The 15,883-nt window shown below is 51.5% G+C and carries 15 protein-coding genes; 14 read left to right on the top strand and 1 reads right to left on the bottom strand.

Going from position 1 to position 15,883, the window contains the following annotated elements:
- Positions 1-114: 114 nt before the first annotated feature.
- The 5 genes from L691_RS0124350 (at position 115) to L691_RS0124330 (ending at position 4,697) form a co-directional block, all read left to right on the top strand.
- Complete coding sequence (locus L691_RS0124350; protein WP_025692853.1) at positions 115-909, top strand: TIGR00282 family metallophosphoesterase; 795 nt, start codon at positions 115-117, stop codon at positions 907-909.
- Between the two features lie 201 nt (positions 910-1,110).
- Positions 1,111-1,371 carry a stage V sporulation protein S gene (locus tag L691_RS0124345; protein ID WP_025335291.1) on the top strand — a complete coding sequence of 87 codons (261 nt, stop codon included), beginning with the start codon at positions 1,111-1,113 and terminating at the stop codon, positions 1,369-1,371.
- A gap of 79 nt (positions 1,372-1,450) precedes the next feature.
- Positions 1,451-2,449: a dipeptidase gene (locus tag L691_RS0124340; RefSeq protein WP_025692852.1), complete on the top strand. Its 999-nt coding sequence runs from the start codon at positions 1,451-1,453 to the stop codon at positions 2,447-2,449.
- A gap of 158 nt (positions 2,450-2,607) precedes the next feature.
- Positions 2,608-3,180 (top strand): phosphate propanoyltransferase, encoded by a 573-nt coding sequence (gene pduL / locus L691_RS0124335; protein WP_025692851.1) that lies wholly within the window; start codon positions 2,608-2,610, stop codon positions 3,178-3,180.
- A gap of 197 nt (positions 3,181-3,377) precedes the next feature.
- Positions 3,378-4,697 (top strand): MFS transporter, encoded by a 1,320-nt coding sequence (locus L691_RS0124330; RefSeq protein ID WP_025692850.1) that lies wholly within the window; start codon positions 3,378-3,380, stop codon positions 4,695-4,697.
- 94 nt (positions 4,698-4,791) lie between these two features.
- Here L691_RS0124330 and L691_RS0124325 read toward each other — a convergent pair whose 3' ends face one another.
- Positions 4,792-5,781 (bottom strand): zinc dependent phospholipase C family protein, encoded by a 990-nt coding sequence (locus tag L691_RS0124325; RefSeq protein ID WP_025692849.1) that lies wholly within the window; start codon positions 5,779-5,781, stop codon positions 4,792-4,794.
- Positions 5,782-5,980: 199 nt separating this feature from the next.
- Between L691_RS0124325 and ybaK the strand changes: the two genes are divergently transcribed.
- The 9 genes from ybaK to L691_RS0124280 all read left to right on the top strand — a co-directional run bounded on the left by ybaK (position 5,981) and on the right by L691_RS0124280 (position 15,705).
- Positions 5,981-6,454 (top strand): Cys-tRNA(Pro) deacylase, encoded by a 474-nt coding sequence (ybaK, locus tag L691_RS0124320; protein ID WP_025692848.1) that lies wholly within the window; start codon positions 5,981-5,983, stop codon positions 6,452-6,454.
- Positions 6,455-6,585: 131 nt separating this feature from the next.
- Positions 6,586-8,169: a tRNA (N6-isopentenyl adenosine(37)-C2)-methylthiotransferase MiaB gene (gene miaB / locus L691_RS0124315; RefSeq protein ID WP_025692847.1), complete on the top strand. Its 1,584-nt coding sequence runs from the start codon at positions 6,586-6,588 to the stop codon at positions 8,167-8,169.
- A 27-nt stretch (positions 8,170-8,196) separates the two neighbouring features.
- Complete coding sequence (locus tag L691_RS0124310) at positions 8,197-8,649, top strand: RicAFT regulatory complex protein RicA family protein (protein ID WP_025692846.1); 453 nt, start codon at positions 8,197-8,199, stop codon at positions 8,647-8,649.
- 355 nt (positions 8,650-9,004) lie between these two features.
- Entirely contained in the window at positions 9,005-9,811 is an 807-nt protein-coding gene (locus L691_RS0124305) for an electron transfer flavoprotein subunit beta/FixA family protein (protein WP_025692845.1), read from the top strand.
- Positions 9,812-9,814: 3 nt separating this feature from the next.
- A complete protein-coding gene (locus L691_RS0124300) occupies positions 9,815-11,086 on the top strand; it encodes an electron transfer flavoprotein subunit alpha (protein ID WP_025692844.1) in 1,272 nt (423 codons plus the stop codon).
- Between the two features lie 20 nt (positions 11,087-11,106).
- Positions 11,107-11,355 carry an acyl carrier protein gene (locus tag L691_RS0124295; protein WP_025692843.1) on the top strand — a complete coding sequence of 83 codons (249 nt, stop codon included), beginning with the start codon at positions 11,107-11,109 and terminating at the stop codon, positions 11,353-11,355.
- Positions 11,352-12,854: an AMP-binding protein gene (locus tag L691_RS0124290; protein ID WP_084654453.1), complete on the top strand. Its 1,503-nt coding sequence runs from the start codon at positions 11,352-11,354 to the stop codon at positions 12,852-12,854. Before L691_RS0124295 ends, L691_RS0124290 begins: the two co-directional genes overlap by 4 nt.
- Entirely contained in the window at positions 12,851-13,855 is a 1,005-nt protein-coding gene (locus tag L691_RS0124285) for an adenine nucleotide alpha hydrolase family protein (protein ID WP_025692841.1), read from the top strand. The genes L691_RS0124290 and L691_RS0124285 overlap by 4 nt, the downstream gene beginning before the upstream one ends.
- Entirely contained in the window at positions 13,852-15,705 is a 1,854-nt protein-coding gene (locus tag L691_RS0124280) for a KamA family radical SAM protein (RefSeq protein WP_198023110.1), read from the top strand. Before L691_RS0124285 ends, L691_RS0124280 begins: the two co-directional genes overlap by 4 nt.
- The last annotated feature ends 178 nt before the right edge of the window (positions 15,706-15,883 follow it).

The raw sequence follows: 15,883 nt of genomic DNA, 5'->3' as shown, positions 1-15,883 counted from the left end.
CGCCTTTAAGGCGCCACTTTTCTTTAAAATATAAGAACTTATAAACTGAGTGCTTATCATTTTGTCTTATATTTCTGCGAGAAACCGGTGTTTTTACAGTAGGAGGAGATCAACATTAAAGTTTTATTTATCGGCGACATTGTAGGCAATACCGGTCGCAAAGCGCTGCGGGAAACGCTTCCTTCCCTGAAGAGCAAATATCAGCCGCATATTATTATCGCTAATGGTGAAAATGCCGCAGCCGGGAGAGGCATTACATCTGCGATTGCGAATGAATTTTTCAATTGGGGTGTTCATGGGATCACGATGGGCAATCACACATGGGATAACAAGAACATCTTTGAATTTATCGATGATGAGCCGCGTATGGTGCGTCCGGCCAATTTTCCTCCGGGTACACCCGGCCAAGGTTACACGGTGGTCAAAGGAAACGGTAAGCAGCTGGCAATCGTCAATTTGCAGGGGCGTACCTTTTTGCCGGCGATCGATTGTCCTTTCCGAGTCGGTGAAGAAATTGTGGAAGAACTGCGGAGACAGCATAAGTGCATTTTGGTCGATTTTCACGCGGAAGCCACATCCGAGAAAATAGCAATGGGCTGGTTCATGGATGGACGTGCATCTATTGTCGTAGGTACTCATACCCATGTCCAGAGCAATGATGACATCATTTTGCCTGGAGGAACGGCTTATTTGACCGATGCGGGCATGGTTGGTTCAAGGGAAGGAATTTTGGGTATGGAAAAAGATGCGGTACTCTATAAATTCACAACCCAGCTTCCGTCCCGTTTTGTGGTGGATGAGGGAAAATGGATGCTTCACGGATTGTTTGTGGAGCTGGACGAGGACTCCGGCAAAGCGAAGCGTCTGGAAAAGATTCGAATGCGCGAAGACGAGTGGGTAATGGATTAGGACGAAAGGATGGGATGTAGGTATTTCGGACAGGTTTTTTCGGTTAGGGAAAAAGTGTGATCTTTATTATATCGCTTAACAGCATCTTTTGTACCAATTTCTGCAAAGGGATTCGCAAAAAGAAGGAATTTTTCTTTTGCACGCGAATAACATCAAAGTAGTGGAAGAACACCATTATTTATCCCAGGGGAGGTACTTACTATGGATGTATTAAAAGTATCAGCTAAATCCAATCCGAATTCCGTTGCCGGCGCATTAGCAGGTGTTCTTCGCGAACGTGGAGCGGCCGAACTTCAGGCCATTGGAGCAGGAGCTCTGAATCAAGCGATCAAAGCTGTTGCTATTGCCCGGGGATTTGTCGCTCCCAGCGGCGTTGACCTGATTTGTATCCCAGCCTTTACCGACATTGTCATTGATGGGGAAGACCGTACTGCCATTAAGTTAATTGTTGAGCCTAGATAATAAATAGAAGTATAAATGTAAGCCTGTTTACGCCTGTAGACAGGTTTTTTTGCTTTGGGTAAAAAAGGAGGACAGACTGATGAATCCAGTAGAACCGCAAGGACAGGGGAAAGTACATTTCCCGGTAGTGGATTTTCATTGTGATGCGCTGAGCAAAATGCTGGAGAATCCCTCCATTGATTTTATGGCTGATGGACGGCTGGATGTGACCGGAGAGAGACTGCGGGCGGGCGGTTTGCGGATGCAGTGCTTTGCCATTTATTTGTCACAGAAGTGGGGGAAGCCCCGGTTTGAGCATGTGCTGCGGCAAATTGAACTTTACCGGAGAAAAGTGGCGGACAGGGGAGGACTTCGGCCGTTGCACTGGAAGGAGGAAGCTGCCGGTTTAGCTGATCCTTTGGGGGGAGGTTCACGTTGGGGTATGCTGTCGCTTGAAGGAGCTGACGGCTTGGAGGGAAATCTGTTCTATGCGGAGCTGATCTTTGAGCTAGGCGTACGCTTTTTGGGTCTGACTTGGAATTATGCCAACTGGGCGGCGGATGGTGTACTTGAGAAGCGGAATGGAGGTTTTACGGAAAAAGGCCGGGAGCTTGTCGAGTGGTGCAACGGAAGCGGCTTGCTGCTGGACGTCTCGCATCTGTCGGAGGCCGGATTCTGGGAACTGGCGGAGCTTTCTCGCCGCCCGTTTATTGCGTCCCACTCTAATGCAAAAGCGGTCTGCGGTCATCCGCGGAACTTAACCGATGATCAGATTAGGGCGGTTATCAGCTTGGAAGGGCGCATGGGGCTTACTTTTGTCCCGTGGTTCGTGACCGATAGCGGAGAGGCTGTGCCGGAGGATCTCTTAAGACATATCGAGCATATTTGTACCCTTGGGGGAGAAAAGCATCTGATGTTCGGCTCCGACTTTGACGGCATCGACTCCTGGATTAAAGGCTTGGAGCATCCGGGCCGCTATCCGGCTTTGGCGGAACTGCTGCTGCGTCATTACTCCGAAGAATCGGTAAGAGGATGGCTATACGGGAATGCCGTAAGCTATCTGGCGAGCAACCTGCCTTCCGCACCAAAAGCTGAATGAGGGAGATGTACGTCTCAAAATGAATTGACGAAAATACGAACTATTCCCAAAAAGGAGCCTGAAGATGAGCAGGTTCCTTTTTATTTTTGGTTAAATAGTTGTATAATGTTCCTTGGCTTGTACAGATAATAGAGAAAATACAAGGAGTGACTGAAGTAATGAGTAAGACAGTACCTGTAGGTGTGTCGGCTAGACATATTCACCTAACGCAAGAACATGTGGAGGCGCTGTTCGGACCCGGCTACCAGCTGACTGAATTCAAACCGCTCTCCCAACCTGGACAATTCGCTGCCAACGAAACCGTTGCGGTAATCGGCAGCAAAGGCAAATTCGACAAAGTCAGAATTTTGGGACCGGTGCGTCCGGCCTCGCAGGTTGAAATCTCCCGTACGGATGCTTTCGCTATCGGCGTAAAGGCGCCTGTACGCGAATCCGGCAGCATTGAAGGAACGCCTGGCCTTACGCTGAAAGGACCGGCAGGCGAAGTTTTACTGGAGAAGGGTGTTATTGTGGCGGCCCGTCACATTCATTTCCATACCTCCGATGCCGAGAAATGGGGCATTGCCGACAAGCAGCTGTTGAAAGTCCGCCTTGGCGGAGAACGCGGTCTCATTCTGGAGAACGTAATTGCCCGCGTATCTGACAGCTTTGCGCTCGATATGCATATTGATACGGACGAAGCAAACGCTGCAGGAGCAAGCAACGGAGACACGGCTGAAATCGTTGACTAAGCTAAGCCTAAGCAGGCTATTATCCATATGATGTTTGATAACAGCGGGGGAGAAATCCTCCGCTGTTTAGCATTTTATACTCCGTGAACATTTATTGAACACTCCCTCTCCCTATATTCGGTATAATAGAAGCAAAGATGCCGGCTCTTAGCTGCTTGGTTGATCGGGCAGGGGCTTTGGAGAGGGAAGGTGAAGATGTGAATAAATCTGCTGTTCGGGCGTGGATTATGTATGATTGGGCCAATTCCGCTTATGCGACCACAGTGTTGGCGGCTGTTCTTCCGGTATTTTACAGTTCGGTTGCCGCTGACGGATTGGAAAAGACAACGGCGGCGTCCTATTTGGCATACACCCATGCCATCGGAATGGCGCTGGTTGCTATATTGTCGCCGCTGCTTGGCGCAATTTCTGATCTTTCCGGCCGGAAGACAACCTTCTTAACATGCTTTACGCTGCTTGGCATCGTGTCTACCTCCTGTTTCGCTTTGGTGGAACGAGGAGATTGGCTGATGGCTTCGGCTTTCCTTGTATTGTCAACGCTCGGATTTTCAGGGGGCAATGCTTTCTACGACTCCATGCTGCCCGATCTCGTTCCCCCCGAACGAAGGGACGAAATCTCCTCCAAAGGATATGCAGCCGGTTATGTGGGCGGCGGCATTCTGCTTGCGCTGAATTTGCTTATGATTCAGAAGCCTTCGCTGTTCGGAATAAGCGACGGGCTGACGGGTACGCGCTGGGCTTTTGTCACTGTGGGGGTGTGGTGGCTGCTGTTTGCGCTGCCGGTCATGCGCCGGGTGCCGAATTTGGAGCGCCAGACTTCGGGGCTAACCGCAGCGGGATATGTCCGATCCGGACTTAAGCGCATTGCGGGGGCTTACCGGGATATCCGGCGCTACCCTCAGCTGTTTAAGCTGATTGCGGCCTTCTGGTTCTACAATGACGGGATCAATACCATCATATTGATGGCGACCATCTATGGAACCACGATTGGCATCGGAACGAGCGATCTTATACTGGCCCTTCTCATTACACAGTTTGTCGGCTTCCCCAGCACCCTGCTGCTCGGAAAAGCGGCGGTTCGGTTCGGCCCGAAACGTACGCTGTTGGCTTCGCTGTTCATGTATGTGCTCATCGTGGCGCTCGGCTACTGGATGACCCAAGCCTTGCATTTTTACTTGCTTGCGGTCATGGTCGGTCTTGTCCAAGGTGGAAGCCAATCCATTTCACGATCATTGCTGAGCGATTTGATGCCTATGGGGCGTACGGGCGAGCTGTTCGGCTTTGTCAACATTACGAGCAAATTTTCTTCGATTTTCGGACCCTTCTTCTTCGGTCTGGTCGGCCAGCTTACCGGCAGCTCCCGAATGGGGATACTTTCTCTGCTGCTGTTCTTTGGACTCGGCATTGTGATCCTAATGAAGGTGGATGTGGAGCGCGGGAAGAACGACAGCCTACAGGGTAGATTTACAGACAACGGAGGGCCGGTTTCCGCTGAAACGGAACGTCTGGTTACTTAACCTAGCGTAACGATGTGTACAACTCCTACAAATATAAACAGCGAAGCTCGTTCTCACAGGACTGCAGCTTCGCTGTTTGCCTTTATTTTGTATATTATCCCCATCCGTTTACGGCGGCTGTTCCCCAGATTGGCTCGGCATACTGATTGACCAGATTGGAACCGCAATCCTTGCCTGTGTCGTAGGACCGGTCGCCGAGAGCAAGCCGGAACCGCTCGCGCATGACTTCCGCTTCTTTGCGGGAATCCGCCAGCATCCAGGCTGACAAGGCTTTTAAAATCATTCGTCCCTCCGTAAGCGCCTGCTCCCACAGCTGCAGCATACTGTCCGTTCTGACCTCCGAATACAGCGCTGAATGCCTCCATGGGGCATTTCGCTCGTTAAGGAAATCTAGCTTTTCCTCGGCTGCCGTTAGCTTGCGGTAGAACAGAGCGGAGTTCGGTCCGTGGATCAATTTTTTCTTCCAGCCATGCGGGTCGTAGAGGAGTTTTTGGGCTTTGACCATATCACGGTACGCCTGCTGCCAGCCTGATTTCGGGAAATTCGCCGCTTCAGGATAAAATGTACAAGCCGATTCATGCAAAATATCTACAATGCTGGCGGGGAGAGCCGGACCGGCATCGATCTCCTTCCATCCGGGGATTTTCCATGTGTTCCGGCCGTTCAGATATTTGATGAACACCGTATCCAGTGCCACCTCGAACCGTTGATGATCCCTGTGCTTGTAACCGGATTTCCAATTAATATAAGGGTGGAGATTACGGTCCAGCAGATGATGAGTCAGGAAACCCGCAAAATAAGCCGCCGCCGGTCCCCGTTCCTGAAGCGGAAGCCGAAGAATCTTATTCCAGAACGCTATCAGCACTCCACCGCAGCTTTGGCTGTGCATCAGATCACTAAGCCGGGCCGCACCAATATCACGGCTCCAGGGAAGAAAGCTGTGGTAGTACAGTAAATCCGGACCCTGGCAGCCCAACTGGTAGAGGAGAGCATGCTCGGAAGAACCGCCCCCGAAGGGGAAGAATGATTGCAAATCATTTTTAATCTGCCGTCCGTATTCGATATGCATCCATAGGTTGGGCAAGGGCCTCGCTCCTTTCAACTGCTATCTGGTTTTAGTATATATCCGGATCATTAGACACGTGTTAATAAGCTGCCTTATAAATCGGTTCGAATGTCAATTTTGCCGAAGTCTGAGCCGCTCCCCTTAGGTCTGGGAATTCCCTATGCTAAAAAGTATAATAAAAATATGCGATTTAGCGAACGGAGGTCAATGAGCAGCTATGCAGGTCAGCAAAACGAATGCACTAAGAATCTTGGATGCCCATAAAATACCCTACGAAATCCTTTCCTATGACAATGAGGATGGCCAAATTCATGGAACGGCCGTTGCGGAGAAGGTCGGCAGACCTCCGGAGAGCGTGTTTAAGACACTGGTCTCGCACAGCAGCAGTAATCTGTATGTCTTTGTCATCCCGGTTGCGGAAGAACTTGATCTGAAAAAAGCGGCCAAGGCTGCTGGAGTGAAGAAGATTGAAATGCTGCCCGTGAAGGATCTGCAAAAATGGACCGGATATATCCGGGGCGGTTGCTCACCGGTCGGTATGAAAAAACATTACCCCACATTCATCGACCGAAGCGCCGAAACGCTGGAAAAAATAGCGGTGAGCGCCGGCAAAATAGGCATGCAGATGGAACTTCCTCCCGGCAGGCTGGCCGAGGCGGTATCCGCGACGTTTACGGAACTGGTTAAATAATCCGATGGCTTCCCGCCTTCGCAAAACAATCTAAAATTTGAGCATATGGATATATTCCACGGCACTATGTTATAATTTTTAATTGCAAGCAAACCTAAAATTCATCGTTTTCGAATAGAGGATGTGACAGCATGAACAAGGAGAACAACTCACCGGACTTAAAATCCGGCAAGGGTGCCAAGGATTACTCCAAATACTTCGATTTTAGCGGAGCGAAGGTAATCAGCGAGGAAGAGGGCAAGACCACATATCGCATCAAGGGAAGAACGATTCAGGTGAACAGCCAGCCCGACTATAAGGAAGGCAAACGGCGCGGCAAGGAAGACATTCAGGTCCACTACGATTTTGCCATTCCTGAGGACATGAAAGCTTTTGGCGAAGGTAAATTGTATTCCATCACGACCTACGGCTGTCAAATGAATGAGCATGATACCGAGACCATGAAAGGTCTGCTGGAGCAGATGGGCTACCGGAGCACGGAGGACCGGAATCAGGCGGATATAATTCTGCTCAATACTTGCGCCATCCGGGAGAACGCCGAAGATAAGGTATTCGGGGAGCTCGGCCACCTCAAGCATCTGAAGACGGAGAAACCGGGCCTCTTGCTCGGCGTCTGCGGCTGCATGTCCCAGGAAGAGGGAGTCGTAAGCCGGATCATGGCGAAGCACGGCTTTGTTGATATGATATTCGGAACGCATAATATCCACCGCCTGCCTGCATTGATTAAGGAAGCGATGTTCAGCAAGGAACTGGTTGTGGAGGTCTGGTCCAAGGAAGGCGACATTATCGAGAACCTGCCGAAAAAAAGGGAGGGGATGCGCGCCTGGGTCAACATCATGTACGGCTGTGACAAATTCTGTACGTACTGCATCGTTCCGTACACTCGGGGCAAGGAACGAAGCCGCCGTCCCGATGACGTGATTGCGGAGCTTCGCGATCTGGCCCGCCAGGGCTTCAAGGAGGTGACGCTGCTCGGGCAGAACGTGAACGCTTACGGCAAGGATTTTAGCGATATCGATTATACGTTTGGCGATTTGATGGACGACCTGCGGAAGATTGACATCCCACGTATCCGGTTCATGACGTCCCACCCGCGTGATTTTGACGATAAGCTTGTGGAAGTGCTGGGCAAGGGAGGCAATCTGATGGAGAGCATCCATCTGCCTGTTCAGTCTGGCAGCAATGCCATTCTGAAGAAAATGAGCCGCAAGTACAGCCGGGAGACTTTCCTGAAACTCGTCAGCAAGCTGAAAGCATCGGTCAAGGATCTTGTGCTGACCACGGATATTATCGTCGGCTTCCCCGGCGAGACGGAGGAGCAATTCGAGGAAACGCTGTCGCTCGTGCGCGAGGTTGGCTTCGACATGGCCTACACCTTTATTTATTCTCCCCGTGAAGGAACTCCGGCGGCCGCTATGGAGGATAATGTGCCGGCAGAGGTCAAGAGCGACCGGCTGCGGCGGTTGAACGAGTTGATCAGCGAGCAGAGCCGGATCGGCAATGACCGGATGCTTGGACAGACGGTTGAGGTGCTGGTCGAAGGAGAGAGCAAAAATAACGCCGCCGTCCTGTCCGGACGGACCCGCAGCAACAAGCTGGTTCATTTTGAAGGACCGAAGGAGCTTATCGGCAGCTTTATCAAGGTGCGGATTACCGATACTAAGACCTGGTACATCAAAGGCGATTACGTGGCCGAAGCCGCCGCCGTCCATTAACTCCATAACGAAAGTGAGCGACCCTGTATGACAGAGGAGAAAGGCCGTGTGAATAATTACGGGATGATGTCCTATGATACCCGCGATCTCATCGTACGTGACGACATCATGGCCAAGGCTAAGGAGCTCGCGTCGCTGATATCGACCAGTGAAGAGGTTAAGCAGTTTCAGCAAGCCGAGGAGAAAATCCGGAACCATGAACGTGTCCAGGGATTGATTGCCCAGATGAAGAAGAAGCAGAAGGAAATCGTCGCCTTCGAAAGCTTCGGAAATAAAGAGATGGTGGCCAAGATTGAGGGCGAAATTAATGAGCTTCAGGACGAGATCGACAGCATTCCACTGGTCACCGAATTCCAGCAGAGCCAAACCGATATTAATTACCTGCTGCAGCTGGTCGTATCCGTCATCCAGGACACCGTTTCGGAAAAAATCAATGTCGAGGCCGGCAGCGAAGCTCCGCCTTCGAGGTGCGGCGAATAAGATAGGACCTGTCTGCCCTGGACGGCATGGCAGATGACAATGACAACATTTTATAGATACTGATTATAGCTGCTGACAAAAAGCCAAATGAGCTGCTTCCGTACTTATGTACCGGTGCAGCTTATTTGGCTTTCTTTGCATCGTGAATAACTAAATTTTCGCTAATATCCAAAAAATGTACAAAAATATAAAAAGGTGACATTTTTCATAGGGTATAACGTGTATTAAGATTATCCTAATATCGTTGGTAAAAAATGTTGTTATATTCCATGAATTTAAATTAAATGACGAAATACCCATTGTTATGAAGGTGTGAATTTGCGACCGCAAACCAAGCCAAAGTGAGGTGAAATGATTGGAGATTGTTGTTTGCCTCAAGCAGATTCCGGTTATGGAAAGTGCTTCCGACAACTTGGCGGGCAGGGATCAGTTCGAATTGCGCAATAACCTGAACGATATGTTTGCCTTGGAAGCTGCGCTTAAACTCAAAGAGACTTACGGGGGAAGGGTGGCCTGCATTTCAATGGGACCGGCCCAATGCGCCGGACCGCTGAAGGAAGCTTTAGGTTTGGGAGCCGATAGAGCCATACTCTTGTCCTCGCCGGTCTTTGCGGGAGCGGACACGCTGGCGACTTCCTATACTTTGGCCGCATCGATTCGGAAGCTTTCTCCGTATGACTTGATTTTTACGGGAGAGCAATCTTCGGATGGGGAGACGGGACAAGTCGGTCCCGAAATAGCCGAGTATTTAGGCATTCCCCATTTGACGAGAGTGATCGACGTCCGGTATGAGGACGGGAGTCCGGAGATATCCGCTATCAAGGAAAGCGGTGATTGTGAGCTTGAGTATGTTCTGCCGCTCCCCGCTTTGTTCAGCGTGCGAAAGCATAGCAACCGTCCAAGGCTGCCTACGATACGGGGAACGCTCCGGGCGAGAAGGGAGACGATAACGATCTGGACGGAGGAACACTTGGCCGCTGACCCGGGAAGAATGGGACTTCAGGGATCGCCGACGCGAGTGCTGGAGATGACCCGTTTGGTCAAAGCCGGCAAACGCCAAGAGGCTGAACTCAGCATTTTTGAAGAGGATACGGCCTGCGTTTCCCGGTTGGTATCCCGGCTCGGGTTAATCCGCGCCAAAGGTCAGGAGGGAGGAGGATAGAGCTTGATCATTCACGAGACTGACTGCAGCGGGTGTGGAATATGCAGGAGCATGTGCCCGGTCGAGGCCATATCTGTTATCGGAACCGTGGCAGTCATCGACGATGAGCGATGCATGGAGTGCGGATTTTGCGCATCATTATGTCCGAATAAGGCGATACGCCAGGATTCGGCCGAATGGCCGGAAGAGGACAGGGAGGAGCCGGCGAACAATTCCGCAGCGGCGGATGAGGTCAGCGAACGTCAGCCCACTGTGATATGCGTTTATATCGAACACACCGGCGGAGTTATCGACGAATCGTCCTATGAGACAATCGGGGCCGCCAGGTCGCTCACCGGAGAGTCGGATTCCTTCAAAATAGCGGCGATCATAGCGGGAAACGGCAGCCGTCAGCTTGCCGGGGAAGTGATGCGCTGCGGTGCCCACGAGGTATGGCTGCTTGATTTGGACTGGCTTCCTTCCTATGCGGAAGATGTACTTACCCGTATAACCGCCGATGTGCTGGCGAGAAGACAGCCGGATATATTCCTCGGCGGAGCAACGGAACACGGCCGTTCCCTGTTTCCGCGAATCGCAGCAAAGCTGGGAACCGGATTGTGCGCGGATTGCACCGATCTAAGCTTGGAGCCGGAAACCCGCCGGTTGATTATTACCCGTCCTGCGCTTGGCGGCGGCGTTCTGGCCCGGATCGTCATTCCGCATCATTCTCCCCAGATGGCGACGCTGAAAGAACGCGCCTTCCAGAGAGCCGATCGTTCCGGGCATCCCGCAGGAATAATTCTGGATTTCAGTGATGAATATCCTGTGATGCAGTCTGTATATACGCTGGGGAATAGGATATTGCGGGAAGGAAAGCGTTTCGACCTCGGACAGGCTGATTCAATTGTTGCTGTCGGCCGGGGGATCGGTGCAGCTGCGAATCTGCCGCTGATTCAGAAGCTGGCAAGGACGATCGGGGCCGAGATTGGAGCTACCCGCCCGCTGATAGATGAAGGATGGCTGGAAGCTTCAAGACAAATTGGCCAAACGGGCGTTATCGTAAAGCCGAGTCTTTATATTGCATGCGGCATTTCGGGCGCGCTCCAGCATACGGTCGGCATGGATAAGTCGGAGATGATTATTGCGATAAATTCCGATGCCGGTGCGCCTATCTTTCAATATGCCGACTACGGTATCGTCGGAGACTTGTTCCGGGTCATACCGGAATTTATCCATTGCATAGAGTCGGGAACGTTCAGGACTGTTGCTGCGGGCAGTGATAAGGATCTTATTTAAGACAAGAGGAGGCATTTATCATGAACGAAAGAGAACTTATTGCGGGTTTTATACAGGAATTGATCAATGAACCGGTGTCCGATCATGCAAGCAACTTATTTGAGCAAGGAATCTTAACCTCACTGGATGTGCTTGATTTGCTGGCGTTCCTGGAGAATACCTTTGGGCTTGAGATATCCGAAGAGGATGTGGATATGGAGAGCTTCGGCACGATCGACGGCTTGGTGGGACTTGTGGAAAGGAAGCGGAGCCTTGGAGTGCGCCAATGATGTTCATTCCCGAATTGCTGTCCAAAGCGGCAATTGAACAGCCGGACAAGGAGGCCTTTCGCTGCAAGGGCCAGGGGCTTACCTACATGGAAGCGGAAGCGGCGGTGGACGCCGCCGTGGGCTTGCTTGTATCCAAAGGGATTAATAAGGGTGATCGTGTCGGCATCTTTTCTTCTAAATGCCTGGATGAAATCATCGCTTTATTCGCCATTATGAGAATTGGCGCCGTCTTTGTCCATATCAATCCCTTCTTTAAAGAAGAGCAGCTGCGTCATATTGCGGCCGATTGCGGAATCAAGCTGCTGTTTCTGCATGAAGGCAAAACCGGAACGTTTCTTAAAGCGGAGCTTGCCGGGACCGTTCCGGATGTGATTTCGCTGCCGCTGGCGGAATATAAACCCGTAGATAAACTGGAAAAGATTGAGCCTAACCCGGCGTCGGAAGATGATCCCGCCGCCATTCTGTATACCTCTGGTTCCACCGGGAGACCTAAGGGCATAGTCGTTACCCATCGTATCTTGTATGAATCGACGGTCGTATCAGCCGGTCTGCTCGGGAACCATGCCGGCGACCGAATCATCAGCGTCACCCCATTTTCGTTTGACGGAGCTTTGAGCCAGTTGTTCACTTCCGTATTTGCCGGAGCAACACTGATTCTGCAAGATTCTGTCTTCCCCAAAGATATTGTCAGTACCTTGTTGACAGAACGAATCACCGGATTCCATGCCGTTCCTTCCTTTTGGAGGATGCTGCTGCAAAGACATTCGCCTTTTGCCGGGCACCATTATCCGAATCTCAGATATATATCTATTATCGGGGAAGCATTTCCCCACGACGAAATAAAGAAACTTCGGTCTGTGCTACCCGAGACCCTGTTCTACATGATGTACGGAACCACCGAGGCGTTCCGCTCTACCTGCCTCTTGCCGGAAGACTTTGAACGGAAATTCCCCTCGGCGGGCAAGCCGCTGCCGGGAGTGGAAATTGGCATAGTAAATCCGGAAGGTGAGCCCTGCCGGCCCGGAGAGATCGGGGAAATTACCCACCGTGGAGCCTTCGTTTCACCCGGTTACTGGAATCTTCCCAAGCTGACGGCGGAGACATTCAGGAACGGAATGCTCTATACGGGCGATTTGGGCTGGCTGGATGAAGAGGGCTTTCTTTACATTGAGGGCCGTAAGGACATGATGCTCAAATTGATGGGAATCCGCGTCAGTCCTGAAGAAATCGAGGATGGCCTTAACCGGATGCCCGGAATAAAGGAAGCCGCTGTGGTTGGCATAACGGACGTTAACGGCAACGTCCGCATTAAAGCGGTCATTGTCCGGGAGGAGGGCGCGTCTCTTGAGGTGCAGGATGTCATCTTGCACTGCAAACGGAATTTGCCGCATTACATGATTCCATATGAGGTCGAATTTTGCGGCAGTTTGCCCAAGACGGCCACATTAAAAATCAATCGGTCCCTATTGAAGGAGCCGGCAGGAGGAATGTCGTTGTGAAGCGTTGTACACGTTGCGTTCTGCCCGAGACCTATCCCGGAATTACGTTCGATTCGGATGGAGTGTGCTCCCTGTGCAGGCAAGCGGAGAACAGATCGGCCTTGCCTTCTTATGACAAATTACGCGGCAGGCTGTCGGAACTGCTGGAGGACTGCAAGTCCGTCAAGCGCAGATACGATGCGTTGGTGGCGTTCAGCGGGGGGAAGGACAGCACATTCCTGATTCATACCTTGAAGGAGAAGTACGGCTTATCGCTGCTGGCCTGTACTTTTGATAACGGCTATATGTCTGAAGCTTCTTTCCGCAATATGCGGACGGTGCTGAATGCGATGGATGTGGACCATCTGATCGTAAAGCCGCGGGCGGATATCATGAACAAAATTTTTCTCGGCAGTTCGGAGCCCGGCATCTATCCGCCCCATCTGACCGGTTTCGGCAGCGGAATTTGCATCTCTTGCATCCGTATGGTGACCACCATGTCGCTGAGAGTCGCCATAGAGAAGGGGATACCGCTCGTCATGCTGGGCAACAGTCCCGGCCAATTGATCCAGTCGGAGAATGAGATCATTTTTCAGGACAATAAAATACCTTACGAATTAAGGAAAAATCTGTTCCGGCCGCTTGCGGATCGTCTGGGCGAAGAGGTTTATGACTATGTCATGCTGAGCAAAGAGGAATATCGAACCCGTCCGTTTCCGTACACCGTCAATGCGTTTCCGCTAATCGGCTACGACGAGCGTACCATTTACGACACGATCTCCAAGCTTGGATGGGTCAGACCGGAGGATGTAGACCCCAATTCATCGAACTGCCGCCTGAATTCGCTGGGAATTGTGAAGCATTTGGAGCATTACGGCTTCCACCCCTACGATTATGAAATGAGTTTATTGGTACAGCAGGGGATAATTACCAGAGAAGAAGCTTTGAGACGAGTTGAAGACCCTGCGGAGACGACATTAACCCTGTCGGAAGAAGTGGAGAAGAGCCTGATGTCTTCATGAATACCGGGCTGAAAGCGTGTGGTGGTAGTATGGCTTCCCGTGAAAAAATAACCGAATGGCTGGATGCCAATCCAGATATTTTGCGGCTCTTGGTGATGAGCGAGACAGTGGCGGAGGCCCGGGGGCGGCTGTTTGATTATTTGAACCAATGCGAACAGAACGTTCTCAAGAGCGATTGTCCGCTGCATCCGCTTGAACAGAAGAATGTAAGAAGCTGTATCGCGGTATTCCGCAATCTGATCTCTGAAGGAAATGAACGGAAGACGGGACATAGTTGTCTTGCTGTCCTATGGGAAATGGCGACGGAGCATTGGAAGCAGGAAGACTGGCCGGATGTCAGCGACGCATTTCTGGCGGAAATGACTCATCTGTTCAAAGGTGTGATCGGCCTGTCGGGCATTTACTCCAAGTCGGGAATCTGCAAGCGGGAGGTACCCGAATTCGTCCATCTGGAAGGCCGGGAAGCGGCGGAGGCCAGGTCTGTCCATCTGGATGGGAAGGCGAATCAATATGAGGAGTATATCCGCAAAAACGAGTATATGACAGGGCTGCACCCGATGGTGAAAAAGGGCAGAGACGCGATGCGCGCGCGAATTCTGCGGTATTTGGGCGCGGAGGAAAGCGATTGGTCCGATTACAAGTGGCATCTGCGGCACCGGTTTCAACGCTTGGAGGATATTGCCGAAATGATCTCCTTGACGGATGAGGAGCAGGAGATGATCCGGGCGACAACGCAGCACCGGCTGCCGTTCGGGATAACGCCCTATTATTTGTCATTGATGGATATGGAAGCATCCTTGTCCGGACGGGACCGCAGCTTGCGGGCGCAAGTCATACCGAACAGGATTTACCTTGATGCTTATCTCAAGGTTTGTTCCGGCGGAAGGGAATCGCTGGATTTCATGCATGAGCGGGATACGTCTCCCGAGCAATCCGTAACCCGAAGGTACGCGATGATCGCCATTGTCAAGCCCTATTTGTGGTGTCCCCAAATTTGCGTGTACTGTCAGCGGAACTGGGAGCTTGCGGATGAGGACGAAGACGAGGCGCAGCCCGCTTTTCAGGACCTGGAGAAAGCATTTGACTGGTTCCGGTCCAATCCCTCGATCAGCGAAGTGCTGATTACGGGCGGCGACCCGCTTACCGTTAGCAACGAGATGCTGGAATATGTCATCCGAAGTCTGTACGAGATAGAACATATCCGGCGAATCCGGATCGGGACCCGGACGCTGGTGACGATGCCGATGCGGTTTGACGAGGAGCTGCTGCGCATTCTGTCCGCCTATCATAAGCCGCCCTTTAAAACGGTAACGATGATGACTCATTTTCAGCATGCCTACGAGATATCCGAAGAGACGGCGGAGGCCGCGCTTAAACTGAAGAGAGCCGGAATCGACATCTACAATCAGCAGGTATTCACGCTTTACAACAGCCGGAAGTTTGAGACGTGCTTTCTAAGGGAGCAGCTTCGGTCTATCGGTATCACTCCCTATTACTTATTTAACCTGAAAGGCAAGGAAGAGACGGCGAATTTTAAAGTTCCCGTTGCCCGGCTGCTTCAAGAGCAGAAGGAAGAGGCGCGCCTGCTCCCTGGGACGGTAAGGACGGACAAGCCGGTATTCAACGTGCCTACACTTGGCAAAAATGATCTGAACGCCTGGCAGGATCACGATATCGTTATGATCCACAAGGACGGAAGCCGAATCTATGAATTTTACCCGTGGGAGAAGTACATGGCTCCGGTAAACACCTTTTTGTTCAAGGATGAACCAATCGGCAATTATTTGGCAAAGCTTGAAGCGCTGGGCGAGGATATCCGGGATTACAAGACTATCTGGTATTATTTCTAATTGCCTGTCGAGGCGCGGGGAGGAAGTATGTGCGGAATATGCGGCATTGTTAACACGGATGCGGAACACCAGGTCCTCGAAGCGGAGCTGCAGAACATGATTGGTCTGCTTCGCCACCGGGGACCGGATGGAAAAGGGGTGCATATCGGCAATCGATTCGGTCTCGGGCATACGCGGC

This window comes from Paenibacillus zanthoxyli JH29 (assembly GCF_000520715.1).
GTDB classification, from domain to species: domain Bacteria; phylum Bacillota; class Bacilli; order Paenibacillales; family Paenibacillaceae; genus Paenibacillus_AQ; species Paenibacillus_AQ zanthoxyli.
Note: the sequence above shows the minus strand (reverse complement) of the source record. Positions and strands in the feature narration are given on the sequence as shown.